The sequence below is a fragment of the Pseudomonas flavescens genome (assembly GCF_013408425.1).
Lineage (GTDB): Bacteria > Pseudomonadota > Gammaproteobacteria > Pseudomonadales > Pseudomonadaceae > Aquipseudomonas > Aquipseudomonas fulva_A.
Genome location: NZ_JACBYV010000001.1, coordinates 5,196,945 through 5,222,469, shown reverse-complemented (window position 1 = coordinate 5,222,469; position 25,525 = coordinate 5,196,945). Strand labels below are relative to the sequence as shown.

The window sequence follows — 25,525 nt, the reverse complement described above, 5'->3', positions numbered from 1 at the left end:
TCTGCTACGGATGCGCCATTCCACCTTCAACCGCTGCTGCCTTGCGCTGCTGCTGATCGCAGCGAGCGGTGTCGCATCGAGCCGGGAAGCGCTGCGCATCGGTGCAGAAGACGACTGGTACCCGTACACCGCCTACCGCGACGGCAAGATTCAGGGCATGTCGGTGGATATCGTCAAGGCAGCCTTCGCGGCAGCCGATACGCCCATCGAGCTGGTTCCCTACCCCTATTCCCGCTGCATGCAAATGGCTCACGACGGCCAACTGGCGGCATGCTTCAACACCTCACCGGACCAGCGCATCGACAGTGATTTCCTGATCCCGCGGGAGCCGCTGTTCAGTGATGACATCCTGCTCTGGGCGCCACGCGAGAGCGCCCCCGATGAACGCCTGGAGCACCTGCGCGGACGCAAGGTCGCGGTGACCATCGGCTACGAGTACGGGCCACGCCTGGATGACGATCCGCAGGTGATTCGCGTGCCGGTGCGCCGTGACCTCAGCGGCTTTCTGATGCTGCAGCATGGCCGGGTCGATTTCGTCGCCGCCTACCGCGGCACCGCCCAGGCGCTGTTTCGCGAGAACCCCGAGCTGCAGGGGCAGTTCGTGGCAGTAGCGACCCTGCACCGCCCCAAGCTGTACTTGAGCGTCTCGCGCCACCAACCCGATGCGACGCGGTTGGTCGAACGCTTCGAACAGGGCATGCGAACCATCCATCGCAATGGACGCTATCGGCAGATTCTCGATCAATGGCAGCACGCCCCGGCAAATTGATGGAGGCTTGACTACACTCAGGCTGCGGGGCGCCAGACACCCCCGAAGCCCACGGCCTGCGCCGTGCACGACAACAACAGGCAGGAGTCACCAATGGCCTTTACCGCCGAACTGGTCGCCGAACTGGAAATCCTTTTGCTGTTCAATCTGGACAATGGTCAGGAGGGATTGAAGATCCACCACCACGATGCCGCCCCCTCCGCCGTCGCCGCTGCCGGGCGCCTGCATGACAAGGGGCTGATCAGCCTCGCCGATGGCGGCTATCTGACCCGCCTGGGCCACGAAGCGGCCGAGCACGCCCATGGCCTGCGGGCCATCCTCACCGTTCCACAACCTGCCTGAGCCCCAGCAACGCCTGCCGCCCTGATGGTGGCAGGCCCCTCTCCCACAGGCTGTCCAGCCAACGATTGCGACAGGGCACTCCACGACTGTAGTCTTGCTCATCACCCGGCCGAGCCCGAGCATGACGCGCCATCTGCCCCTGCGACCCAATATCGACGATGGCATCGACCGCAAGGTGCTCACTCAGCTGCGCGCACGCTTCATGCGCGTCAATCACGGGCGTCAGCTACGCGCCATGCAGGCGCTGTCGACGCGCCAGCAACGGGTACTCACGCTGCTGCCGCTGCTGTTCCACGTCAATCACCCACTGCTGCCCGGCTATGTATCCGCCCAGACACCCGCAGGCCTGAGTGGCTACGAGCCAAGTGCCGAGCTGCTCGCCGAGGCACAGCGCCTGACTCGCTCGTTCGCCTACAAGCCGGCCCGCGGCCCCGCGCCCACGCCGATCCATGGCCTGTTCCTGATGGGCAGCCTGGGCACGGTGGCGCAGGCCGAGCAAAGCGACATGGACCTGTGGGTCTGCCACGCCAGCGATCTGACTGCCGCAGCCCGCGACGAACTGCGCCGCAAGTGCGAGCTGTTGCAAAGCTGGGCGTCTACACAGGGCACCGAAGCGCACTTCTTCCTCATCGACCCGCAGCGCTTTCGAGCCGGAGAACGCGAGGCGCAGCTCACCTCGGACGACTGCGGCACCACCCAGCACTTCCTGCTGCTCGACGAGTTCTACCGAACCGCGATCTGGCTGGGCGGCCGCACGCCGCTATGGTGGCTGGTGCCCGCTGTCGACGAGCACCGCTACGAACAGTTCACCGCGACACTGCTGAGCAAGCGTTTCGTCCGCGAAGAGGATGTCATCGACTTCGGCCACCTGGCCCACGTGCCTTCAGGAGAGTTCATCGGTGCCGGCATGTGGCAACTGTTCAAGGGCATCGAGTCGCCCTACAAGTCGGCTCTCAAGCTCTCTCTGACCGAGGTTTATGCCAGCGAGCACCCGAGGGTCGAATGCCTGTCGCTGCGCTTCAAGCAGTCGGTGTACGACGGTCAGCTGGATCTCGATGAACTCGACCCCTATGTGCTGATCTATCGGCGCCTGGAGGAATACCTTGTGGCACGCGGCGAGCCCGAGCGCCTGGAGCTGATGCGCCGCTGCCTGTATCTGAAGGTCAACAAGAAGGTCAGCAAACCGCCGCGCAACCGCGCCAAGAGCTGGCAGCGCCTGCTGCTCGAACGCCTGACCGCCGAGTGGGGCTGGGGCGAGCGCCAGTTGGTCATGCTCGACAGCCGCAGCCAGTGGAAGGTCCGCCAGGTAAGCGCTGAGCGCCGGGCGCTGGTCAACGAACTCAACTACAGCTATCGCTTCCTGACCCAGTTCGCGCGCAGCCAGACTGACGACGCAGCCCCCGACAACCGCGAACTGGCGGTACTCGGCCGCCGCCTCTACGCAGCGTTCGAGCGCCGTGCCGGCAAGGTCGAATTCATCAACCCCGGCATCGCCCCCGACCTCGGCGAGGACACCCTGACGCTGGTGCACTGCCCCACGCCGAAGGGTGAGCGCTGGGCATTGTTCAATGGCAGCCTCGGGCCTCAGGAATGGCTGGACTTCGCACCCCTGCGGCAAGCCCGCAGCCTGATCGAACTGCTCGCCTGGGCACACCGCAACGGCGTCATCGACAGCGGTACGCACCTGTCACTGCACCCGGGCGATAGCGACCTCAGCGAATTCGAACTCGGCCACCTGCTCGCCAGCCTGAACCAGGCGCTGCCCATGCCGCTGGACAGCATTGCGGAAAGCGCCCTGCTGCGTGCCCGCCAGCCAGCGCAGGTCATGCTGCTGGTCAACGTCGGCATCGATCCGCTCAAGCAGCACAGCCAGATGAACGTGCACATGACCAGCGAACGTACGGACCCTCTGGGTTACTCCGGTGTTCGCGAAAACCTGGTGCTGACCCTCGACCAGATAACCCTGAACAGCTGGAACGAGCTGCTGGTCGACCGCTACGACGGCGCCAACGCCCTGCTCGACTGCCTGACCGATCTGCTCAACGCATTGCCCACCCATGGTGAGCGGCCCAGCGTGCGGGTGCACTGCTTCTGCCGCAATCGCGCGGCAGCCATCGTCGAGCGCGTCGAAGAGCTGGTGCGCGAGCTGATCGCCGGCCTCGTCAGTGATCAGCGTCAACGCTATCTGCTGCAGATCACCCGTCGTTACCACATGCTCGAGTTGGCGCCTGGCGAGGTTCGCCACACCACGCTGGATGACCTGCCCGCCCTGCTCGAACACCTCGCCCAGGACCGCGCCGAGTACAACCCGCTTCGCCTGGACCGCAATGTGCTGGAGGGCGAAGACCTGGCACTGATCCTCAACGCCAGCCGCCCGGCCTGCATTCAGGTGTTCTATCGACTGCAGGAAGGCGAGCCCCAGGCACAGATCACCGTGCTCGACGAACATGGTGCGGTATGGCGGACCCAGGCGCCGTTCCACGACGAAGCCAGCTTGCTGGCGCCCCTGCAGCGGTTTCTGCAGTCGCTGCTGTACCGGCGCAATGCCGCGCTCACCCTGGAGAGCCCACAGGCGCCACTGGAGATCGTCTATCAGCAGTTGCAACCCGCCGCGCCGCTGCGTGCCCAGCGCCTGGAGCTGCGCCCCGCGCCACTGACGCAGGTCAGCCAACCGTTCTACGATGTCCAGGCGATCGTCGAACCGGGTAGCGGCCAGCGCGCCTACATCAGCCTGTACTGCAACCACCGGGAATTCTCCGAGCTCGAATACGGCGACAGCCTGTTCAGCAACGTGGCCCGGCATATTCTCGCCCTACGCAGCGAGGCAGAGCGCTATCCCTGTTACATAACCGACCTGGATCTTTCCGCCCTGCTGGGAGATCGACAACCGTCGGTGGTGCATTACCTGCGTTACAAGGCCAGCCTGGAAGAAGCCTTGAACAATGCCCTGCGTGCCCTCTAGACGATTATTGATAACAATTCTCAACATGAGCTAACATGCGCTTTCGCTGTGGCACGCCTGCTGTGCACGGCTTCCGGCAGTCATCATCGTGTCTCCACCCAGCCAGAAACTCGACCTCTATCTCGCCCACCGCAACGCGCTGGTGGACTATGCCGCCTCTCTCGTCAGTTGCCGTGCCCAGGCCGAAGACGTGGTGCAGGAGGCCTGGCTGCGTTTCAACAGCCGCGGCAGTGCCGAAGCGGCAATCGACCACCCAGTCGGCTACCTCTATCGCATCGTGCGCAACCTGGCCTTCGACCTGAGTCGACGCAGCGTCACCGAGCGCCGCCAGCCGGGTAGCGCAAGCCTGCTGGAAACGCTCTCCGATGACAGCCCCGGCCCCGAACAGCAGGCCAGCAGCATCACCGAACTGCGCATCGTCAACACGGCCCTGACAGAGCTGCCGGAGCGCGTACGCCGGGCCTTCGAAATGCATCGCCTGGAAGGTCACACCTTGCAGCACATCGCGATCACCTTGGGCATCTCCGTCGGCCTGGCCCATCAACTGGTGCATCAGGCGCTGTGCCACTGCGCGGATCGGCTGGAGCAGGCCAATGGATGAGTTCGCCAAATCGCTGGCTGCTACGTGCTTTGCTCAGGGCATTGGACTGTGCGAACCTCTTGCACCTTTTCACCTGACCCCGTCCCGCCCATGACCGGCAATCTCAGACATACCGCACTGGACTGGCTATTGCGCGTCCAGCAGAGCCCGGAGGATACCGGGCTGCGCAGCGACCTGGCGGCCTGGTTGTCGATCGACGACAGCCACGCCGAGGCCTATCGCAAGGCGGAGCGGGTCTGGAGAATCACCGGCATGGCCCAGGCCGCTGCACTCGCGGATGAGCCACAAGCCCCACCGCAACCGACCCTGGCGGCACACACAACGGCCGCCGTGCCACCAGCGCGCCCGCGTCGACGCCGCTGGCCCGGCCTGCTGGCAGGCGCACTGGCCGCCTGCCTGGCAGTGGTCATCGCCCCCGGCGCCTACATTGCCCTGCAGAGCGACTACCGCACCGGCCTTGGCCAACAGCGCACAGTGGAACTCGAAGACGGCAGCCGCATACACCTGGACAGCGAATCGGCGATCTCCGTGGACTACAGCGATGGTCAGCGCGAAGTCTGCCTGCTGGCCGGTCAGGCGTTCTTCGAAGTGGCTCCGGACCAGGCCCGGCCGTTCAGCGTGGATGCCCGACCGCTGCGAATCACCGTGACCGGCACGGCATTCAACGTCGCGCTGCGACAAACCGGGCTGGCCGTAGCGGTACAACATGGCTCGGTGCGTGTAGAGGAAAATGACACCACGCTGGCAGACGCATTGAGCGCGGGTGATCGCCTGCGCTGGCAGCGTGGTAGCCATGAAGTCACACGCGACACGCTTCCCGTCAGCCAGATCGCAGCCTGGCAGAAAGGCCAGTTGGTGGTGCGCGATGCGCGTATCAGCGATGTACTGGAGGAACTGCGTCCCTACCTGCCCGGCAAGGTATCCCTGCGCGATGCGGCACTGGGCGAGCAGCGCATTACCGGCGTCTACGCCCTGGCCGATCCGGACGCGGCCTTGCGTGCGGTCATTCAGCCCTATCAGGGCACGGTCAGCATCTGGACACCGTGGCTGCGGGTGATCAAGCGCCACCCCTGACAGGGCTCGCAAGCCGGGTTTTTCCGATAAATAAAAAATAATTCACGAATTCCTGAAAATTCGTCGGGCCGCTGCGTCATTGCCTCGAACACGAATCGATACAGATTCGCATTAGCTTTTCAATTAGGCCGCTTGGCCAGTTCGGGGAAGACCATGAAAAAGCAGGTGCACCGGCTCAAACATCCCTCTACAGGCGCCCGGAAACTCGGCGCTTCCATCAGCCTGGGGCTGCTGAGCCTGTGCGCCACGCTGCCCATGCACAACGCCCACGCGCAGGAAAACACCGAGCCTGCCAGCGCCTTGCTGCAACGCCAGCACAGCTTCGCCATCGATGCCCAACCCCTGGCCGACGCACTGATCGCCTTCGCCCAGCAGAGCGGCCTGCAGGTGAGCGTCGACCCAAGCCTGGTCGGCCACCTGCGCGGCAATGCGGTACGCGGGCAGATGAGCAGCGAACTGGCACTGTCACGACTGCTCGATGGCAGCAACGTGGGCTGGGAATACGGGCAGCAGGTGGTGACCTTTCATCAGTTGGCGAGCCAGAACAGGGCGTTTGAATTGGCCAACACAGTGGTGCTGGCAACGCCTGAAAATGCCTTTCAAGGCGAGACCGTAATAGACCGCAGGGCGATCGAGAATTTCGCCGGGGCCAATGGTGACCTGACGACGCTGTTGAAAATGCACCCCAGCGTCCGATTCGACACCACCCAGCAGAGCTCCAATACCCCCGGAGAACTGAACCCAGCCGACATCAGCATCAATGGCGCCAAGTTCTACCAAAACAACTTCATGATCGACGGGGTAAGCATCAACAACGATCTCGACCCTGGCGCCAGCAGCGGCTCACGCAGGGATATCAACGGTCTCTACAACTTACCCAGCAATTCATTCGGCATCGCTCTGGACGCCGACCTGCTCGAGGAAGTGAAGGTCTACGATAGCAACGTGTCCGCAGAATTCGGAGGATTCAACGGTGGTGTGGTCGATGCGATCACGCGTCGCCCAACCGAAGACTTCCACGGCAAGGTATCGGTAGGCATGAGCCGTTCGGAATGGACCAATTACCATATAAGCGGCGATGAGGAAGCCTTCAAGTACTCGAGTAACTATGCCAACCAACCAGAATTCAAGAAAATAACCAAGCGTGTCGTACTCGAGGGGCACGTTACCGAGAACTTCGGCCTCATCGGAAACTTCGTACAGAAGACGTCGGAAATACCTCTTTACGCATACAGCGATGGTTTCACGAGTGAGGGCGACAGACGCAAGAAGACCCAGCATCGAGAAATCGACAACTATATGCTCAAGGGCTTCTGGACGCCCAACGAACGATTGGATCTCACGTTCACATTGGTCGATGCGCCCCAGACTGGAGAATATTTCAAGGAAAACCAAAAGAACTCCAATTTCACCATAGAGCAAGGCGGCTACATCGGCGCGCTACAAGGGATCTGGAAAGGCGATAACGCGACATACACCCATAAACTCTCTTACAACTTCTCCCAGACCTCCAGAAATTCCGACAGCAACGTCAACAAGCTGTGGCGATGGTCCGATCAGAAAAACTGGGGCGCATCCACTACCAGCGTAGAAGGAGGAATGGGAAATCTGGAGCAACAGCAGACCGGAGCTAAATATGCCCTGAAAGCAGAATTGCTCCCCACCATGCTGTTCAACACAGAGCACAAACTGATAACTGGCCTGGAGCTCAACTACCAGAAGGCCAGCTATGAACAGATGCAAGATGCATGGACTGCTACCACGCCCAGAAGGGTGACCTTGTCACCGAACAACACTTCAACGTGCCAAACCGTCAGCGGTAGCCTTGACAGTGAATATTGCTCCATTGGCACGGCTCGTGATGGCACACTGGAGCGCCAGTACTTCGGATTCCTCAATTACTACCGCGCAGGGAAGATCGAACTGGAACAAACCAGCCTCGGACTATTCCTTGAAGATGAAATTCGCATTGACCGTCTGACGTTGCGCCCCGGGCTGCGCTTTGATGCAGATGATTATATGGACAAGAAAACCTTGGCCCCGCGTTTCGCGGCAAGCTATGACCTGTTCGGAGATCAAAGCACTGTCTTCAGCGCCGGGCTCAACCGTTATTACGGGCGCAATTTATTTAAATACCGCCTGGCCGATGGCCGTGAATCGCTGCGGGCGCGCCAGACCCGAGCCCGGGTGACCAACGATGTGATTCCCGACTTCGACCCTCTGGTCTCCTACGGAGTGGATGAGAGCTCATTCCGCCAGATCGACATCCCCTATGATGACGAGTGGATGGTTGGCCTCAGTCAAGTATTCAAGGATGTGCTCTTCGAGCTGAAATATGTGAACCGGGAAGGCAAGAATCAGGTTGTACGCAGTCGTGCTAATTACCTGGGCCTCGAAGCCGGTGACAACGTTGGGGAAATCAGCAATTACTACGTTTATACCAATGCCGGTGAAAGCCGGAGCAAAACTGTCACCTTGGCCATAACTCCGCTGCAAGAACTGACACTGGCCGGCACTAGCACCCGAATGCAGGCAGCCTTTGACTGGAACCAGACTTATACCAGCTATCCGGATTACGAAACGGTGTTCAGCGAGGATCGGCTCAATGATGTCGATGTGTATTTCGACGGTAAACTGATCCCTTACAGCGACCTGCCGTCAGGGAACTTCAACCGTCCCTGGACGGCTCGTCTCAATACGATTACTGCCATACCAGCACTGAACCTGACCGTTAGTAACTTCTTCCGCTACCGGGGCCCCTACGAGCAGATTTTCAGCGGCTCTCCTTCGAATATCTTGGTCGATGGCAGCAGTTATGCCAATTACGCGGTGGGCAAGGTCGGCGGCGCACCCACCTGGGATATGCGCGTGAAGTGGCAGACGCCAACCTTCAAGGATCAATCCTTGTACGTCGCCGCAGATATCACGAACGTCACTGACAAGGTGAACAAAATCGTCAGTGAGACAGGCGGCAGCATCAGCTACGAAGTTGGCCGCCAATATTGGCTCGAAGTCGGCTACCAATTCTAAGAAAAGGCGCTCCATGCATCCCGTGAAAACCCTGTTCACGGCACTGGCAGCGTTGCTGCTCGGTGCCTGCACCCATTTGCCTGCAGGGGACACGCCCCTGCAATGGCACCCCGTCGTCACCCGTGGCGAACTGCCCAACGGCCTGCGCTACAACCTGATTCCCATCGATACGCAGAAAGGCCGCCTGGACATGCGCCTGACGGTGCATGCCGGCTCGGTGGACGAGGCCGACGATCAGGTCGGCGTCGCCCATATGCTCGAACACCTGGCGTTCTACAGCCGTGGTGGCGACGCCCTGAATGTACGCCAGCGCCTGCAGAAGGCTGGCTGGCAACAGGGCCGCCACTTCAATGCGGTCACCAACTACGAGCGCACGCAATACCTGCTGAGCCCGCCTGACGGGGCGGCGAGTGTCGAGCTGTCGCTGAAAACGCTGGCCACGATGGCCTTCGCCGGCGACTTCACGGCGGACGATCTGCAGCGCGAACGGCCCATCGTCATCGAAGAATGGCGAGGTGGCCTGGGTGTCGCGCAGCGCATGAACGCCAAACGTGCCGCGGCGCAGCGCACCGGCTCCCGTTATCCGGCGCATCGCACCATCGGCAACCGCAAGGCCATCGAGCAGGCGCAACTGCAGGCACTGCAGGCGTTCCAGCAGCGCTGGTACCTGCCGAACAACATGGTGCTGAATGTCGTCGGTGACGTCGATCCCCAGCAGATGATCGCGCATATCGAGCGCCACTTCGGCCATGCGCAACGGGGCGAACGTCCCCCGCGCGAGCACCTCGAACTGCCGCTGGACGACGAGCTGAAAGTGTTCCGCGTGCAGGACAGCCAGAGCGGCAGCAACCAGGTCGCTCTGCTGATGCGCTTCCAGCAGATGGACATTCGCGAGCAGACGCTTGCGGGCGGCCGTGATCGACTGCTGGATCGCCTGGCACTCACCGCATTGTCACGGCAGTTGCGCCGCCAACCCCTGGACGAAGGCGTAGGCAGCCTGACAGCGGTGAAAACCCAGATTGGCCGCCGTACGGGTGTACTGGCGGTGGCCGCCAGCGTCAAAGGTCAGCGCCACGACCAGGCGCTGCAGACCCTGTTGCGCGAACTCGAGCGGCTGCGCCAGCACCCGTTGCACGACGAGGACGTCAAAGCGGTCAAGGACGAGGTGCGGCAGATCGCTGAGCGCATGCTGGCGAAACCGGCAGCGCGAGACTTCGACGCCTGGGTGCGACAACTCAACGACGCCACCCTGGGCGAGCGGGTGCTGCAAGACCCCGAGGCCATCGCCCGCAACGCCCTGACCAATCTGGACAGCATCGGCAAGCGCGAGCTGCAACAGCGCATCGTCAGTTGGCTCGACAGCCCGGACCGGGTGCTGCAACTCAGCGCCCCAGGCGGCACGCCGCTGAAGCTGCCTGATGTCGCACGCGTCGAGCAGCAGGCGCTGCAGTTCGCCGCTACCCGCCTGGAAGCGCCAAAGCCCCCCGTGGCACAACATGCGCTCAGCATTCCCAGCCTGGAAAGCAGCACGCCGCCCGGTAGCATCGAGACACGCCGCAGCTTCGCAGCCGAGAAGGTCGAACACTGGCAACTGAGCAACGGCGACCGCCTGGTGTGGCTACGTGCCGAGGGCGCGGACGGCAAGGCGCAGTTGCGCGTCGATTCCAGCGCTGGTTTTCTGTACCAGGGCGCGCAGTCCTGGCGCGCGCAGATCGCCAATCAACTGGCCCTGCAGCTACCTCCCCAAGGCTGGAGCGATGAGCAGCTCAATGCCTGGAAACGGCGCGAAGCCGTGCAACTGTCGTTCACTCAAGGGCCGCAGCGCCTGGAGGCGCAGGGCAGTGCCACGGTGGACAAGCTGGGCAGCCTGCTGGCGCTCTATCAGGCGCAGCAGACCCGCAGCGCTCTGGATGAAGAAGCCTACCTCGAGAGCCTCGCCGACCTGCGCGAAGGCCTGCTGCGGCGGCGTGATCACGTGCGCAGCGAGCAAGACGCGACCTGGCGCAGAATCAAGCAGGGCGAGGATGACTGGCAGTCGCCAACGACCAAGGACCTCGACGCACTCAGCCGCGCCGCACTGGAAGTGGAATGGCGCCGCCAGGCCGCGGCTCCAGTGACCTATTACCTGATGGCCAACATGCCGGAGCAGGAACTGGAAGCGCTGGTCGACCGTTATCTGGCAGGCATCCCGCGCGGCGAGCCACTGCTCAGCAAGGCCAACCCACGGCAACCCGGTCAGCGCCAGGCCACCCTGGCCATCGCTCGCGAACCGCGCGCCAGCCTCTATGCGGGCAGCTTCCAGCCCCATCCTTGGAGCCCGGCGGATGCCGCCCGGGTAGCGGCGCTGCGCGAGATCGCCAACGGCCTGCTGAAGCGGCGCCTGCGCGGCGAAGCGGCAGGCGTTTACAGCCTGCAATTCGACAGTGAACTGAGCCCCGAACATCAGCGCATCGACAGCGAGCTGAGATTCAGCAGTGACCCGCAACGCGCCGACGAGCTCTGGCAACTGGCGCGACGGACCTTGTCCAGCCTGCCCGACGCCATCGACGAGAAACACGTCGCCGCCCTGCGCCAGGAGCTGACCCGCCAGGAAGCGTTGCGTCGCGAGGATCCCGGCATCCAGTTGCATCGCCTGATTCTCAGCGAGCGCGCATGGCACGACCCGCGTTACCTGAGCGAACAGCATCGACTGCCTGCGGCACTCGAGCCTGCGGCCCTGAAGCGCCTGGCTCGCCAGCTTTTCCCGAAAGGCAATCAAGTGCGCATGCAGGTGCTTCCCGCGCAGGGCATCGAAACATGAGAACCCTGCATCTTTTCCTCAGGCTTTCCCGCCCATTCTGGGCCAGTCGCGCCGGTTGGCCGGGCTGGTTGCTACTGGCTTCGGTGTTCGCCATGGGCATCGGCATCGTGCAGGTCAACGTCTACATCAACGCGTGGAGCAAGACGTTCTACGACACCCTGGCGACCTTCGACGGCAGTGCGCTGCTCGATCTCATGGGCAGTTATGCACTGGCAATCTGTGCGCTGGTGGTGGTGATCGTCTCGAAGAACTGGTTGACCAAAGCGCTGATCCTGCGCTGGCGCCAGCACCTCAACGATCACATGCTCGAGCACTGGCTGAGTGAGCGTCGCTACTACCGACTGGGGCTGAGCGGCGAGCCGGACCACCCCGATCAGCGGATCGCCGAGGATGTGCATCTGCTGGCGGACAAGACCGTCGGCCTGATCGTATCGTTGTTCATCAACACCATGCAGATCGGCGCCTTCGTCAGCGTCCTCTGGCAGCTCTCGGGTACTCAGACCTTCACCCTCGGCGATTACAGCGTAACCCTCGATGGATACCTGGTCTGGGCCGTGCTCATCTATACCCTGATCGGCACGCTGGTCACTCACTGGCTGGGCCAGCCACTGCACGCTCTCAACTATGAGCGCCAACGCAGCGAGGCGGCCTTTCGTGCGGACCTGTTACGCAAACGCGAGCATGCCGAGCAGATCGCGCTGTACGGCGGCGAACAGGCAGAGCGGCAGAGCCTGGGCCTGCGCTTCGCCGCCATAGCCGATAACTGGCGTGGCCTGATGCGCCGTGAGCTGAAGCTGGGGACATTCACCGTCGGTTACGACCGGGTCAGCAATATCGTGCCCGTGTTCATCGCCCTACCCGCGTTCCTGGCCAAGACCATCACCCTGGGCGGGTTGATGCAGATCCGCACGGCCTTCGGCGCCGTACACGGATCATTGAGCTGGTTCATCTACTCTTATCGCACCCTGATGGAGTGGAGCGCCACGGTCCAGCGCCTGGGCCAGTTCCAGCAGGCCATGGAGCGGCTGGAGCCGGTCGAACTGAGCCAGGGCGAGGCGCTCAACACCTGCGGCCTGGATGTGCTGCGCCCAAATGGCGAAGCGCTGCTGTGCGGCCTGACCCTGCAGGCTCGCCCTGGTGAGTGGCTGCGCCTGGCGGGCGCCAGCGGCCTGGGCAAGACCACCTTGCTGCGCACCCTGATGGGCCTCTGGCCCCATCACCGCGGCAGCTGGCAGTTGCCGGGCGGGCGCAGCCTGCTGCTGCCGCAGAAACCTTACCTGGCCAGCGGTCGTCTGGATCAGTTACTGGCCTACCCGGCAACGCAGATACCCCAGGTTCTGGAACTGATTGGCGCGCTGCAGGACGTTGGGCTCGACCATCTCATCCATGAGCTGGACCGCGAAGCCGAATGGGGCAGAGAGCTTTCCGGTGGTGAGCAACAGCGCCTGGCGCTGGCCCGCGCCCTGCTCTATCGCCCAGACACCCTGTACCTCGACGAAGCCACCAATCAGCTCGACGAACATGCGGCCTGCGGGTTGCTCGCGCGCCTGCGAGAGCGCTTGCCCACCTGCACGCTGATCGGCGTCAGCCACCAGCCCGCGGTGCAGCGCCTGTTCGAACGCAGCATCGACCTGCAGGAATGTGGGACGGCTTGCAAACCGGCGACGCCGGAACTGCTGCCGACTTGATCGGCAGCCCGGGTGTAGCCCCGGGCTGCCAGAAGGCAAGACTCGGCACGGCACGAGCCGAGTCAGATGATACGAGGCGCTTTAACGGGCGTATTCGCCCGCCGCTTCCGGCTGATACTCCACCGCCAGCAAGGCAAGTTTGAGCTGTTTGCCGCCGGGTGCCGGCCAGTCGATATGCTGGCCAACGCTCAGCCCCAGCAATGCAGTGCCAACGGGTGCGAGAATCGACACCTTGCCTTCACCGCCAGCGTCCTGGGGATAGACCAGAGTCAGGTGATAGTCCTTGCCACTGCCTTCCTCGCGGCAATGCACGCGGGAATTCATGGTGACCACGCCTGCCGGCACCTGATCGTGGCCGACCACCTCCGCTCGATCCAGTTCGGCCTGCAAGGCTTCGGCAGTCGGGCCGAAATCTTCGAGGCTGTCGAGCAATTGCTCCAGGCGCTGCAGATCGAGGCGGGTAATGGTGATGGACGGTGTGCTGGCCATGGTGCGGGCATATCTCCTTTGCTGGACGCCAAAAAAGCAAAACCCCATCGAGACGACGGGGTTTTGCACAGGTTGAGCCGACCGTAACACAGCCACCCAAATAAACAAGGGCAGCCTCAGGGCGCCGCCATCAGACGCTCTTCGGCCAGCGCCCGAATGGCCCGACGGCGCCCGTCATCGGCATTGCCCCACTCGAGAATTTCCGCCAGCAGACGCCCGCAACCCAGGCACCTGTCGGCCTCGTTCAGGCAGCAGCGCCGACGACAGGGCGACGCGACAGGCGCCTCGCCCAGCGCCGAATCAGCGGCGGCTTCAGATCTCATCGAACTCGAGACTGGCGCCGGACTGCTCGACCACGATGCGATCGAGCATTTCGCTGAGCAACTCGTCGCTGGTGTCGCAGATCCAGCGCTGGTTGTCTTCGTCGTAGTCGAAATGGAACCCACCGGAACGGGCCGCCAGCCAGAGCTGACGCAGCGCTGGCTGGCGACTGAAGATCAGCTGCGAGCCATTTTCGAAGCGCACCGTCAGTACGCCAGCGGAGTTTTCCAGATCGAGATCCAGATCGCTGTCGTCGAAGATGTCTTCCACCGCCTGCTGCACGGCATCGACCAGGTCGTGGAAACGGGCTTCGGTCAAACTCATTGCACTTACCTCATGAAAGATTCAGCAACATCGTACGCAAAAGAAAGAATCGCCGCGCCCCGTTCGGCGCGCGCCAGTATGCCAGGGCAAAGCCCCGCCGGACGGGAACCCCACTGCATAGGCAACATGCCGGGGGGTCGGTATACTCCGGGGCAATTATGCTTTATTACAAGGATTTGACCATGAAGCGGCTGTTCACTGCCCTCATCGCGCTCGTCGCCGTCACCACCCTGCTCAGTGGCTGTGGCCAGAAAGGCCCACTGTACCTGCCGGATGATACCCAGTCCGCACCTGCGCAAGACAGATAAGGACGGCTCATGAACACCTTCGAATACCGCGACGGCTCGCTGTTCGCGGAGGGTGTGGCGTTGTCCGCCGTTGCCCAGCGCTTCGGCACGCCCACCTATGTCTACTCGCGCGCTCATATCGAGGCGCAGTACCGCGCCTACGCCGACGCGCTCGATGGCCTGCCGCATCTGGTGTGCTTCGCCGTCAAGGCCAACTCGAACCTCGGCGTGCTGAACGTCCTGGCGCGCCTGGGCGCGGGCTTCGATATCGTTTCGCGCGGTGAACTGGAGCGTGTGCTGGCCGCTGGCGGCAACGCCGACAAGATCGTCTTCTCCGGTGTCGGCAAGACCCGCGACGACATGCGCCGCGCCCTGGAAGTGGGCGTGCACTGTTTCAACGTCGAGTCCACCGACGAGCTGGAGCGCCTGCAGCAGGTCGCAGCCGAACTCGGCAAGATCGCGGCGATCTCCCTGCGCGTCAACCCGGACGTGGACGCGGGCACTCACCCGTACATCTCCACCGGTCTGAAAGAAAACAAGTTCGGTATCGCCATCGCCGATGCCGAAGCGGTCTATGCCCGCGCCGCGGCGCTGCCCAACCTGGCCGTGGTCGGCGTCGATTGCCACATCGGCTCGCAACTGACCAGCCTGCCGCCGTTCCTCGATGCGCTCGACCGCCTGCTGGTACTGGTCGACCGCCTTGCCGAACAGGGCATCAACCTTCGTCACATCGACCTCGGTGGCGGCCTCGGCGTGCAGTACCGCGATGAGCAACCGCCACTGGCCGGTGACTACATCCAGGCGGTGCGCCAGCGCATCGAAGGTCGTGATCTGGCACTGGTGTTCGAGCCGGGCCGCTTCATCGTCGCCAATGCCGGCGTGCTGCTGACCCGCGTGGAGTACCTCAAGCATACCGAGCACAAGGATTTCGCCATCGTCGACGCGGCCATGAACGACCTGATCCGCCCGGCCCTGTATCAGGCCTGGATGGACGTGGTGCCGGTGCAGCCGCGTGAAGGCGCCAGCCGCCAGTACGACATCGTCGGACCAATCTGCGAAACCGGTGATTTCCTCGCCAAGGAACGCGATCTGAGCCTGGCCGAAGGCGACCTGCTGGCCGTGCGCTCGGCCGGTGCCTATGGCTTCGTGATGAGCTCCAACTACAACACCCGCGGCCGCGCGGCCGAGGTGATGGTGGACGGCGAGCAGGCCTTCGAGGTGCGTCGGCGAGAAACCCTGGACGAACTCTTCGCGGGCGAAAGCCGCCTGCCGGAGTGATGCCGATGTTATTGCGATTTACCAAGATGCATGGCCTGGGCAACGACTTCATGGTCCTCGACCTGGTCAGCCAGCATGCCCATATCCAGCCCAAGCACGCCAAGCAGTGGGGCGACCGCCACACCGGCGTCGGCTTCGATCAGCTGCTGCTGGTCGAACCGCCGCAGAATCCGGACGTGGATTTCCGTTACCGCATCTTCAATTCCGACGGCAGCGAAGTGGAACAGTGCGGCAACGGTGCGCGCTGTTTCGCTCGCTTCGTGCTCGACAAGCGCCTGACGGTGAAGAAAACCATCCGCGTGGAAACCAAGGGCGGCATCATCGAATTGCAGGTCCGTGCTGACGGCCTGATCACCGTGGACATGGGCGCGCCGCGCCTGGCGCCCGAGCAGATTCCCTTCCAGGCCGACGCTGAAGCCCTGAACTACGCCGTCGAAGTCGAAGGCAGGACTCATGCGCTTGCCGCGGTTTCCATGGGCAACCCCCATGCCGTGCTGCGTGTCGATGATGTGGACAGCGCGCCGGTGCACGAACTGGGAGCGAAACTGGAACACCATCCGCGCTTTCCACAACGAGTGAACGTCGGCTTCCTGCAGGTCGTCGATCGCCAACGCGGTCGCCTGCGTGTCTGGGAGCGCGGTGCCGGGGAAACCCAGGCCTGCGGTACCGGCGCCTGCGCCGCCGCCGTCGCAGCGATCCGCCAGGGCTGGATGGACTCACCCGTCCAGTTGGAACTGCCGGGCGGCAAGCTGACCATCGAGTGGGCAGGCCCTGGCCAGCCGGTTATGATGACCGGCCCCGCCGTGCGCGTGTACGAAGGACAGGTTCGCCTATGACTGACCAGCAGGATTCGCCCAAGCCACTGGACTCGGAAACGGTTGCCGCCTACCTGCGCCTGCACCCCGAGTTCTTCATCGACCACGATGAGCTGATTCCCGAGCTGCGTATTCCTCACCAGCGAGGTGATACGGTTTCGCTGGTCGAACGCCAGGTCAAACTGCTGCGTGAACGCAACATCGAGATGCGCCAACGCCTGTCGCACCTGATGGACGTAGCTCGCGACAACGATCGGCTGTTCGACAAGACGCGCCGCCTGATACTCGACCTGATGGACGCCAGCAGCCTCGAAGAAGTGGTCAGTTGCGTGGAAGACAGCCTGCGCCGTGAGTTCCAGGTGCCCTTCGTGGGGTTGATCCTGTTCAGCGACACACCGCTGCCGGTCGGCCGCAGCGTCAGCAGCGCAGAGGCCCATCAGGCCATCGGTGGCCTGCTGGCTGGTGGCAAGACCATCTGCGGCGTGCTGCGCGAGCACGAGCTGAACTTCCTGTTCGGCGACGCGGGCGCGGACGTCGGCTCGGCAGCCGTTGTCGGCCTTTCCCATCAGGGCCTGCATGGCGTGCTGGCGATCGGCAGTGCCGATTCGCAGCACTACAAGAGCTCTCTGGGCACCCTGTTCCTCGGTTATATCGCCGAAGTCCTGTCGCGGGTGCTGCCACGCTTCTCCGCACCGCTGCGCTCGGTCCGCTGAAAATAGCCACAAGCTTCAAGCGGCAAGAAAGCAGAAGCGGCCTTTCACTTGGAGCTTGATGCTTGACGCTTGCAGCTGACCTGGATGCCTATCTCGAACACCTGCGCAGCGAGCGCCAGGTGTCTGCCCATACTCTGGATGGCTACCGCCGCGACCTCAACAAGCTGCTCGCTTACTGCGAGAAGGAACAGCTTGCCGAGTGGGCGGCTCTGGATACCTCGCGCCTGCGCCGCCAGGTGGCTCGCCTGCACATGGAGGGTCAGTCGGCACGCAGCCTCGCGCGCCTGCTTTCCGCCACCCGCGGCCTGTATCGCTACCTGATCCGCGAGGGCCATTGCCGGCATGACCCGGCCAGCGGACTGACGCCCCCCAAGGGCGAGCGCAGGCTGCCGAAGGTGCTGGATGTGGATCGCGCCACCCAACTGCTGGACGGTGCCCAGGAAGACGATTTCATCGCCCGCCGCGATCACGCCATGCTCGAACTGTTCTACTCCTCGGGGCTGCGTCTGTCGGAGCTGGTCGCACTCGACCTCGACGGCCTCGATCTGCCCGCTGGCCTGGTGCGCGTGGTCGGCAAGGGTAGCAAGGTGCGCGAGCTGCCAGTCGGCAGCAAGGCCCGTGAAGCGCTGGAGCAATGGCTGCCACTGCGCGCACTGGCCAACCCGGCGGATGGTGCGGTATTCATCAGCCGTCAGGGGCGACGCATAGGCGCCCGAGCGGTGCAGCTGCGGGTGCGCCAGGCAGGCATCAGCGAACTGGGCCAACACATTCATCCGCACATGCTGCGTCACTCCTTCGCCAGCCATATGCTCGAATCCTCTCAGGACCTGCGCGCAGTGCAGGAACTGCTGGGCCATGCCGATATCGCGACCACGCAGATCTATACCCACCTGGACTTCCAGCACCTGAGCAAGGTCTACGACAGCGCTCATCCACGGGCCAAACGCCGCAAGGAACAGGACTCATGAGTATCCGCCTGGTCACCTTCGACCTCGATGACACCCTGTGGGACAACCGCCCGGTGATACTGGGCGCCGAGAGTGCCATGCGCGACTGGATCAGCAGCCACGCACCGCGCCTGGCGAGCCAGCCGGTGGATTACCTGGGGCAGACCCGTGGCCGCCTGCTGGAGGCCGAACCCAGCCTGAGATATCGCCTCAGCGAGCTGCGCCGACGCACCTTGCGTCATGCCCTGGAGGGCGTTGGTCATGCCCCCGACGAAGCCCAGCGATTGGCCGAAGGTGCGTTCCAGGCGATGCTCGAGGCGCGTCACGCGATCACCTTCTTTGCCGATACCGTCACCACACTGGAGCGACTGGCCAACCAGTACCATCTGGGCGTGATTACCAACGGCAATGCCGACGTACGCCGATTGGGATTGGCCGACTACTTCAGCTTCATCCTCAGCGCCGAAGAGCTGGGTGTCGGCAAACCCGATCCCAAACCGTTCCAGGAGGCGCTCCGCCGCTCCGGCATCGACGCTGAACAAGCCGTGCACATTGGCGATCATCCCGGCGACGATATCGCCGGGGCACGAGCAGCGGGCTGGCGCGCGGTATGGTTCAACCCGCAAGGCAAGGCCTGGACTGGCGAAGACGAGGCCGACGCGCAGGTCCGCAGCCTCGGCGAGCTGCCGGCGCTGCTGCAACGCTGGGCGTAGCGTTGGTGGGCCGAAGCCCACCCGACAGGCACCCCGCAGGCCGGGCTTCAGCCCACAACATCGTATACCCCACCCCGCACTCTCAATACCCTGAAACGCAAAAGCCCGCCTGATAAAGGCGGGCTTTTGCGTGTGCAACCGGCGTTTGCCTCAGATGGGGCGACTGCCGTATTTGCTGTCTGGCTTCTTGGGCGGATCGGAAACCACATTGGGCTCCACTTCCTGCACCTTGCCACCACGGGACAGGAACTCTTCCATGGCGCGAGCCAGCGCATCGCGTTCCTTCTGCTTGGCTTCGACACTCGGCAGCTCGTCGACTTCGACCGCTTTCTTGGCCTTGCCCTTGGCAGGTACCGCGCTATCGGATTCGCTGTCGTCATCACCGCCGTCGCTATCCGCGGCCGCCAGCTCCTCGCCGTCGTCCTCTTCTGCGCCTTCCAGCTCGTCTTGTTCCAGTTCTTCGTCGCTCATGTTCAGCCTCATGACTTGCGAAAAGCAGGTTAGTTATAGCCCAGTCGTACGACGTTGCCGAACGCCTGGAAAAAATTCAATTTGCCGTACCTTGCAAGGTCGCCAACACTCGGCGCGCACCACCCTGCTCACGGTGCTCGCCCAGGTAAATCCCTTGCCAGGTGCCCAGTGCAAGACGCCCATCACTCACGGGTATCTGCAACTGAACGCCCAACACGCTCGACTTGAAGTGCGCCGGCAGATCATCCGGGCCTTCGTCGCAGTGCTCGTAACCCGCTGCGTCCTCAGGGACGAGACGGCGAAAAAAGCGCTCGAAGTCACGGCGTACTGCCGGGTCCGCATTCTCGTTGACGGTCAGTGACGCCGACGTATGCTGCAGCCACAGGTGTAACAGACCCACCCTGTAGCTCGCCAGTTCCGGTAACGCATCCTGCAATTCATCGGTTACGAGATGGAAGCCCCGTGCCCGCGGACGCAGGGTGATCAGCCGTTGCTGCCACATGTTCGTCGTCCTCTTTTCGACGCGCGCATTCTAGCGCGCCGTAGAAAAAAACAAAGGGCGCCTGAGCGCCCTTTGCGATTGTTCGACCATCATTTTTCGTGATGAGCAGCCCGTCAGCTGTGCATCACTTCTTGTTGGTGAATTCGGGATAGGCTTCCATCCCGCACTCGACCAGGTCGACACCTTCGTATTCCTCTTCTTCGGAGACCCGCAAGCCAACCACCGCCTTGATGATGCCCCAGACGATCAGGCTGGCGATGAAGACCCAGGCGAAGATGCTGGCGATACCCAACAGCTGCGCGCCAAGGCTCGCCTCGCCATTGGTCAGGCACACGGCCAGGGTGCCCCAGATGCCGGCCGCGCCGTGTACGGAGATCGCGCCGACCGGATCGTCGATCCTGATCTTGTCGAAGGCGAGGATCGAGAACACCACCAGCACCCCACCGACACCCCCGATCAGGGTGGCCTGCAGCGCGGTCGGGGTCAGCGGTTCGGCGGTGATCGACACCAGGCCGGCCAGCGCACCGTTGATGGCCATGGTCAGGTCGGCCTTGCCGAACAGGATACGCGCCACGATCAGCGCGGCGATCAGGCCACCGGCAGCGGCCATGTTGGTGTTGACGAACACCTGAGCCACGGCGTTGGCGTCTTCGATGGTGCTCATCTTCAGTTGCGAGCCACCATTGAAGCCGAACCAGCCCATCCACAGGATGAACATGCCCAGGGTAGCCAGCGGCAGGTTGGCGCCCGGGATGGCGTTGATCTGGCCATTGGCGCCGTATTTGCCCTTGCGCGCACCGAGCAGAATCACACCCGCCAGAGCAGCTGCGGCACCCGCCATATGCACGACGCTGGAACCCGCGAAATCCAGGAAACCGGCTGCGTCGAGGAAACCGCCGCCCCATTTCCAGAAGCCCTGGACCGGGTAGATGATCGCGGTCATGACGATGGCGAAGGCGATGAATGACCAAAGCTTCATGCGCTCTGCCACGGCACCGGACACGATGGACATGCAGGTGGCAGCGAACACGATCTGGAAGAAGAAGTCCGAGCGTGCGGCGTAATAGGGGGCGTCTTCGCCACCGGCCAGCACGGACTCGACGCTGTTCTCGTCGCCGATCAGAAAGCCGAAGCTCGGCAGGATGCCGCCTTCAGGGCTGGAGTACATGATGTAGTAGCCGATCAGCAGATACATGATGCAGGCGATGGCGAACAGGGCCACGTTCTTGGCGAGAATCTCGGTGGTGTTCTTGGCACGTACCAGGCCAGCTTCGAGCATGGCGAAGCCAGCGGCCATCCACATCACCAGAGCGCCACAAATCAGGAAGTAGAAGGTATCGAAACCGTACTGCAAAGCAGTCAGTGCTGTGTTGTCCATTTTTTATTCACCTCTGGCCGTTGCGCTTGTTTGTGCGCTGTGCGGTCGAGGCGCCCGGGTTGGCTCCGGGCGCACTCCGTGTGCGTTGGGCCCGCCGCACGCAGCGGGCCCTGTGATGCTTACAGGATGTAGCCACGCTCGTTGTGCTGAGCCAGGTCGAGGCCGACCGACTCTTCTTCTTCAGTGACACGCAGGCCCATCACGACATCGATGACCTTGAGGATCACGAAAGTGACGATGCTGGTGTAGATCACGGTGAAGGCGACGCCTTTGAACTGGATCCACAGCTGCAGGCCGATGTTCTCGACTTCGCCGAAACCGCCCAGGGCAGGTGCTGCGAAGATACCGGTCAGCAGTGCGCCGACGATGCCGCCCACGCCGTGTACGCCGAAGACGTCCAGAGAGTCGTCGTAGCCCAGCTTGCGCTTGAGGCTGGTGGCGCAGAAGAAGCAGATCACGCCGGAAGCCAGACCGATGATCATCGCGCCCATCGGGCCGACGGTGCCGGCAGCAGGGGTGATGGCGACCAGGCCTGCGACCACGCCGGAGGCGATGCCCAGAGCGCTTGGTTTACCGTGGGCGACCCACTCGGCGAACATCCAGCCCAGTGCCGCGGCGGCGGTGGCGATCTGGGTGACCAGCATGGCCATGCCAGCGGTCTGGTCAGCGGCGACAGCGGAGCCGGCGTTGAAGCCGAACCAGCCTACCCACAGCATCGCAGCGCCGATCAGGGTGTAGCCGAGGTTGTGCGGCGCCATGGCCACGCTCGGGAAGCCCTTGCGCTTGCCCAGCACGATGCACGCCACCAGACCGGCGATACCGGCGTTGATGTGCACCACGGTGCCGCCAGCGAAGTCCAGTACGCCCCAGTCCCACATCAGGGCACCGTCGCCGCCCCAGACCATGTGCGCGATGGGCGCATAGACAAGGGTGAACCATACGGTCATGAACACCAGCATCGCCGAGAACTTCATGCGCTCGGCGAAAGCACCGACGATCAGTGCAGGGGTGATGATGGCGAAGGTCATCTGGAAGGTGATGAACACGCTTTCCGGGAACGCGGCAGTCAGCGACTCCTTGGTCAGATTGCCGAGGAACATGTTGCCCAAACCGCCCACGAAGGAGCTGAAGTTGGTCACGCCGGCTTCCATCCCGGTGGTGTCGAACGCCAGGCTGTAGCCGTAGGCGAACCACAGGATGCTCATCAAAGCGGTGATGGCGAAGCACTGCATCATGACCGACAGAACGTTCTTGGAACGCACCATGCCTGCATAGAACAGCGCCAGGCCGGGAATGGTCATGAACAGGACAAGGGCGGTAGCGGTCAGCATCCAGGCTGTATCACCGGAATTCAGCGTCGCTTCCTGCGCCATGGCCATGCCGGGGAAAAACAGGGACGAAAGGGCTCCGAGCCCTGCGACTTTTCGCAGAGTCATGATTTAACTCCTGGGACGATTTGGGGGGGTGGGGGGCGGAGCTTAGATCGCGTCGGTATCGGTTTCGCCGGTACGGATGCGGATCGCCTGTTCCAGGTTTACGACGAAAATCTTGCCGTCACCGATCTTGCCGGTGTTGGCAGCCTTGGTGATTGCTTCGATGACACGGTCCAACTGATCGTCGGCGATGGCCACGTCGATCTTCACCTTTGGCAGGAAATCGACGACGTATTCGGCACCGCGGTACAGCTCGGTATGACCCTTCTGACGACCGAAGCCTTTCACTTCGGTCACGGTGATGCCTTGCACCCCGATTTCCGACAGCGACTCGCGGACGTCGTCCAGCTTGAACGGCTTGATGATGGCAGTGACTAGTTTCATGAAACTCTCTCCCGTGTAAGGTGGACTTGCCCCAGGAATTCTTACCCCGTCGCAAGTCTAAGCTCAGTGTCTGGCTTTTGTATGCATCGGTTGCCAAGACAGGGCTGATCCGATACCACCGACTGCTCCCGGCGAAACATTCCCCGCCCGCACGATACAACCGAACCGCATCGGTGCATGGGTCATGAGCGACTAAGCAGAAAGCTTGCCAATACCAGCAAACCGCCTCATTTCAGGACGTTACGAGCGCGCAGGGGCTCGCAGGAAAATATCTCGACGTGCCGGCGCACCAGAACAGCGCCAAAGCGCACCCTGCAATGCTCGATATTGGTGCGATAGCGTCGACTCGGTCACAAAAATCGCCGTGTTACACTGCGTTCAATCGTTTTCGGAAGGTTCCCATGCTGCCACCCAAAGCTTTGCTCGACGCCCTCAGCACGCAGGCCAGCCGCCTGCTCAGTGGCGACACTCCCCTGCCACGCAGTGAAATCGAAAGCCAGCTCAAGGCACTGCTGCAAAGCACCTTCAGCAAGCTCGATCTGGTCAGCCGCGAAGAATTCGACAGCCAGATGGTCGTGCTGGCCCGCACCCGTGCACGCCTCGAGGCCCTGGAAGCCAAGGTTCTGGAAATGGAGTCGCGCAGCGCCCCCGCGCAGCAGCAAACAGCGGTCGAGTAACCTGCTCGGCCGGCAGACGATCAAGGAGTGATCGATGTCATTGGCCATAGTCCACAGCCGCGCCCAGATCGGCGTAGACGCCCCTGCCGTCACCGTAGAGGCCCATCTGGCCAACGGTTTGCCGTCCCTGGCGCTGGTTGGCTTGCCAGAAACGGCGGTCAAGGAAAGCAAGGATCGCGTGCGCAGCGCCATCCTCAATTGCGCACTGGATTTCCCTCCCAGGCGCATTACCCTGAACCTGGCACCAGCCGATCTCCCCAAGGACGGCGGCCGCTTCGACCTGGCCATCGCCCTGGGCATCCTGGCCGCCAGCGGTCAGTTGCCGCCAGACGCGCTGGCTCCTCTCGAATGCCTTGGTGAACTGGCGCTGTCCGGTACGGTACGCGCCGTGCGAGGGGTCCTGCCTGCCGCCCTGGCGGCTCGGGAAGCGGGGCGCACCCTTGTGGTGCCCAGAGAGAATGCCGAAGAGGCCAGCCTGGCGTCCGGGCTGACGGTACTGGCAGTCGATCATCTCCTGGAACTGGTCGCTCACCTGAACGGCCACACGCCGCTGGCGCCGTATCAGGCGCAGGGCCTGCTGCGCCAGGCCCTGCCCTACCCCGACCTGGCCGAGGTGCAGGGCCAGGTCGCCGCCAAGCGAGCGCTGCTGGTTGCCGCCGCTGGCGGCCACAATCTCCTGCTCAGTGGCCCGCCGGGCACTGGCAAGACGCTGCTGGCCAGCCGCCTTCCCGGCCTGTTGCCCCCCCTGACCGAGGAGGAAGCCCTGCAGGTTGCCGCGATTCGCTCCGTCGCCAGCCACACGCCGCTGCAAAGCTGGCCACAAAGACCGTTCAGACATCCCCATCACAGCGCTTCGGGCCCCGCACTGGTGGGCGGTGGCAGCCGGCCACAGCCCGGCGAGATAACCCTTGCCCATTACGGCGTGCTGTTCCTCGACGAGCTTCCCGAGTTCGATCGGCGCGTCCTCGAAGTGCTGAGGGAACCCCTCGAAAGCGGTCATATCGTCATCGCCCGGGCAAGGGACAAAGTCAGTTTCCCCGCCAGGTTCCAGCTCGTTGCCGCCATGAACCCCTGCCCCTGTGGCTTTCTCGGCGATCCCAGCGGTCGCTGCCGCTGCAGCGCCGAGCAGATCCAGCGCTATCGCGGCAAGCTATCCGGCCCGCTGCTCGACCGTATCGACCTGCACATCACCGTCGCCCGCGAGAGCACCGCGCTGGGCCCCACCCGGGAAAGCGGTGAAACCAGCGCCACAGCCGCAGCCCGTGTCGCCGCGGCGCGAGACATCCAGCTGCGCCGCCAGGGCATCGCCAACGCCTTCCTGGACCTGCCGGGGCTGCGCGAACACTGCCCACTGGCCGACGTCGACCGGCAGTGGCTGGAGCACGCTTGCGAACGCCTCACCTTGTCACTGCGCTCTGCGCACCGAGTGCTCAAGGTGGCGCGCACCCTGGCGGATCTGCAGGCGCAGGAGGGGATCAACCGCCAGCATCTGGCCGAAGCCCTGCAGTACCGAACCAACCTCTGAGG

24 protein-coding genes are annotated in these 25,525 nt (G+C 63.1%); 16 read left to right on the top strand and 8 right to left on the bottom strand.

Annotated elements, in window-relative coordinates:
* The first annotated feature begins 10 nt into the window (after positions 1 to 10).
* The 8 genes from FHR27_RS23315 to FHR27_RS23280 all read left to right on the top strand — a co-directional run bounded on the left by FHR27_RS23315 (position 11) and on the right by FHR27_RS23280 (position 13,266).
* On the top strand, positions 11 to 769 hold the full coding sequence (locus tag FHR27_RS23315) for a substrate-binding periplasmic protein (RefSeq protein WP_179539678.1): 759 nt from the start codon (positions 11 to 13) through the stop codon (positions 767 to 769).
* Positions 770 to 862: 93 nt separating this feature from the next.
* Positions 863 to 1,111, top strand: a complete 249-nt coding sequence (locus FHR27_RS23310) for a TIGR02647 family protein (protein ID WP_042552384.1) — start codon at positions 863 to 865, stop codon at positions 1,109 to 1,111.
* 121 nt (positions 1,112 to 1,232) lie between these two features.
* Entirely contained in the window at positions 1,233 to 4,073 is a 2,841-nt protein-coding gene (locus FHR27_RS23305) for a class I adenylate cyclase (RefSeq protein WP_179539677.1), read from the top strand.
* Between the two features lie 88 nt (positions 4,074 to 4,161).
* Positions 4,162 to 4,674 carry a sigma-70 family RNA polymerase sigma factor gene (locus FHR27_RS23300; protein WP_179539676.1) on the top strand — a complete coding sequence of 171 codons (513 nt, stop codon included), beginning with the start codon at positions 4,162 to 4,164 and terminating at the stop codon, positions 4,672 to 4,674.
* A gap of 90 nt (positions 4,675 to 4,764) precedes the next feature.
* Positions 4,765 to 5,748, top strand: a complete 984-nt coding sequence (locus FHR27_RS23295) for a FecR family protein (RefSeq protein ID WP_179539675.1) — start codon at positions 4,765 to 4,767, stop codon at positions 5,746 to 5,748.
* A gap of 153 nt (positions 5,749 to 5,901) precedes the next feature.
* Positions 5,902 to 8,778, top strand: a complete 2,877-nt coding sequence (locus FHR27_RS23290) for a TonB-dependent receptor (RefSeq protein WP_257026971.1) — start codon at positions 5,902 to 5,904, stop codon at positions 8,776 to 8,778.
* A gap of 13 nt (positions 8,779 to 8,791) precedes the next feature.
* The gene (locus FHR27_RS23285) at positions 8,792 to 11,578 is read left to right on the top strand and encodes a M16 family metallopeptidase (RefSeq protein ID WP_179539674.1); all 2,787 of its coding nucleotides are present in this window, start codon (positions 8,792 to 8,794) and stop codon (positions 11,576 to 11,578) included.
* Positions 11,575 to 13,266 carry an ABC transporter ATP-binding protein/permease gene (locus FHR27_RS23280; protein ID WP_179539673.1) on the top strand — a complete coding sequence of 564 codons (1,692 nt, stop codon included), beginning with the start codon at positions 11,575 to 11,577 and terminating at the stop codon, positions 13,264 to 13,266. Before FHR27_RS23285 ends, FHR27_RS23280 begins: the two co-directional genes overlap by 4 nt.
* An 81-nt stretch (positions 13,267 to 13,347) precedes the next feature.
* Here FHR27_RS23280 and rnk read toward each other — a convergent pair whose 3' ends face one another.
* The 3 genes from rnk to cyaY all read right to left on the bottom strand — a co-directional run bounded on the left by rnk (position 13,348) and on the right by cyaY (position 14,400).
* The gene (gene rnk, locus FHR27_RS23275) at positions 13,348 to 13,755 is read right to left on the bottom strand and encodes a nucleoside diphosphate kinase regulator (RefSeq protein WP_042552390.1); all 408 of its coding nucleotides are present in this window, start codon (positions 13,753 to 13,755) and stop codon (positions 13,348 to 13,350) included.
* A 116-nt stretch (positions 13,756 to 13,871) separates the two neighbouring features.
* Positions 13,872 to 14,078, bottom strand: a complete 207-nt coding sequence (locus tag FHR27_RS23270; protein ID WP_042552391.1) for a DUF1289 domain-containing protein — start codon at positions 14,076 to 14,078, stop codon at positions 13,872 to 13,874.
* The gene (gene cyaY, locus FHR27_RS23265) at positions 14,068 to 14,400 is read right to left on the bottom strand and encodes an iron donor protein CyaY (protein WP_042552392.1); all 333 of its coding nucleotides are present in this window, start codon (positions 14,398 to 14,400) and stop codon (positions 14,068 to 14,070) included. Before cyaY ends, FHR27_RS23270 begins: the two co-directional genes overlap by 11 nt.
* Before the next feature lie 182 nt (positions 14,401 to 14,582).
* Here cyaY and lptM point away from each other — a divergent pair, with 182 nt between their 5' ends.
* The 6 genes from lptM to FHR27_RS23235 all read left to right on the top strand — a co-directional run bounded on the left by lptM (position 14,583) and on the right by FHR27_RS23235 (position 19,153).
* The gene (lptM, locus tag FHR27_RS23260) at positions 14,583 to 14,708 is read left to right on the top strand and encodes an LPS translocon maturation chaperone LptM (RefSeq protein ID WP_082045717.1); all 126 of its coding nucleotides are present in this window, start codon (positions 14,583 to 14,585) and stop codon (positions 14,706 to 14,708) included.
* Between the two features lie 9 nt (positions 14,709 to 14,717).
* Complete coding sequence (gene lysA / locus FHR27_RS23255; protein WP_179539672.1) at positions 14,718 to 15,965, top strand: diaminopimelate decarboxylase; 1,248 nt, start codon at positions 14,718 to 14,720, stop codon at positions 15,963 to 15,965.
* 5 nt (positions 15,966 to 15,970) lie between these two features.
* Complete coding sequence (gene dapF, locus FHR27_RS23250) at positions 15,971 to 16,801, top strand: diaminopimelate epimerase (protein WP_042552394.1); 831 nt, start codon at positions 15,971 to 15,973, stop codon at positions 16,799 to 16,801.
* Positions 16,798 to 17,493 carry a DUF484 family protein gene (locus FHR27_RS23245; protein WP_042552395.1) on the top strand — a complete coding sequence of 232 codons (696 nt, stop codon included), beginning with the start codon at positions 16,798 to 16,800 and terminating at the stop codon, positions 17,491 to 17,493. The genes dapF and FHR27_RS23245 overlap by 4 nt, the downstream gene beginning before the upstream one ends.
* 62 nt (positions 17,494 to 17,555) lie before the next feature.
* A complete protein-coding gene (gene xerC, locus FHR27_RS23240) occupies positions 17,556 to 18,461 on the top strand; it encodes a tyrosine recombinase XerC (protein ID WP_042552396.1) in 906 nt (301 codons plus the stop codon).
* Positions 18,458 to 19,153: an HAD family hydrolase gene (locus tag FHR27_RS23235; protein ID WP_042552397.1), complete on the top strand. Its 696-nt coding sequence runs from the start codon at positions 18,458 to 18,460 to the stop codon at positions 19,151 to 19,153. The genes xerC and FHR27_RS23235 overlap by 4 nt, the downstream gene beginning before the upstream one ends.
* A gap of 150 nt (positions 19,154 to 19,303) precedes the next feature.
* Here FHR27_RS23235 and sutA read toward each other — a convergent pair whose 3' ends face one another.
* The 5 genes from sutA to glnK form a co-directional block, all read right to left on the bottom strand.
* The gene (sutA, locus tag FHR27_RS23230; RefSeq protein WP_042552398.1) at positions 19,304 to 19,624 is read right to left on the bottom strand and encodes a transcriptional regulator SutA; all 321 of its coding nucleotides are present in this window, start codon (positions 19,622 to 19,624) and stop codon (positions 19,304 to 19,306) included.
* Between the two features lie 76 nt (positions 19,625 to 19,700).
* A complete protein-coding gene (locus tag FHR27_RS23225) occupies positions 19,701 to 20,126 on the bottom strand; it encodes a secondary thiamine-phosphate synthase enzyme YjbQ (protein ID WP_042552399.1) in 426 nt (141 codons plus the stop codon).
* Between the two features lie 124 nt (positions 20,127 to 20,250).
* Positions 20,251 to 21,504, bottom strand: coding sequence for an ammonium transporter (locus tag FHR27_RS23220; RefSeq protein ID WP_042552400.1), 1,254 nt, complete (start codon positions 21,502 to 21,504; stop codon positions 20,251 to 20,253).
* A 119-nt stretch (positions 21,505 to 21,623) separates the two neighbouring features.
* Complete coding sequence (locus FHR27_RS23215; RefSeq protein ID WP_042552401.1) at positions 21,624 to 22,940, bottom strand: ammonium transporter; 1,317 nt, start codon at positions 22,938 to 22,940, stop codon at positions 21,624 to 21,626.
* 42 nt (positions 22,941 to 22,982) lie between these two features.
* Complete coding sequence (gene glnK / locus FHR27_RS23210) at positions 22,983 to 23,321, bottom strand: P-II family nitrogen regulator (RefSeq protein WP_003096476.1); 339 nt, start codon at positions 23,319 to 23,321, stop codon at positions 22,983 to 22,985.
* Between the two features lie 401 nt (positions 23,322 to 23,722).
* Here glnK and FHR27_RS23205 point away from each other — a divergent pair, with 401 nt between their 5' ends.
* Both FHR27_RS23205 and FHR27_RS23200 read left to right on the top strand, forming a co-directional pair.
* Positions 23,723 to 23,998 carry an accessory factor UbiK family protein gene (locus FHR27_RS23205; protein WP_042552402.1) on the top strand — a complete coding sequence of 92 codons (276 nt, stop codon included), beginning with the start codon at positions 23,723 to 23,725 and terminating at the stop codon, positions 23,996 to 23,998.
* Positions 23,999 to 24,032: 34 nt separating this feature from the next.
* On the top strand, positions 24,033 to 25,523 hold the full coding sequence (locus FHR27_RS23200; RefSeq protein ID WP_179539671.1) for a YifB family Mg chelatase-like AAA ATPase: 1,491 nt from the start codon (positions 24,033 to 24,035) through the stop codon (positions 25,521 to 25,523).
* The last annotated feature ends 2 nt before the right edge of the window (positions 25,524 to 25,525 follow it).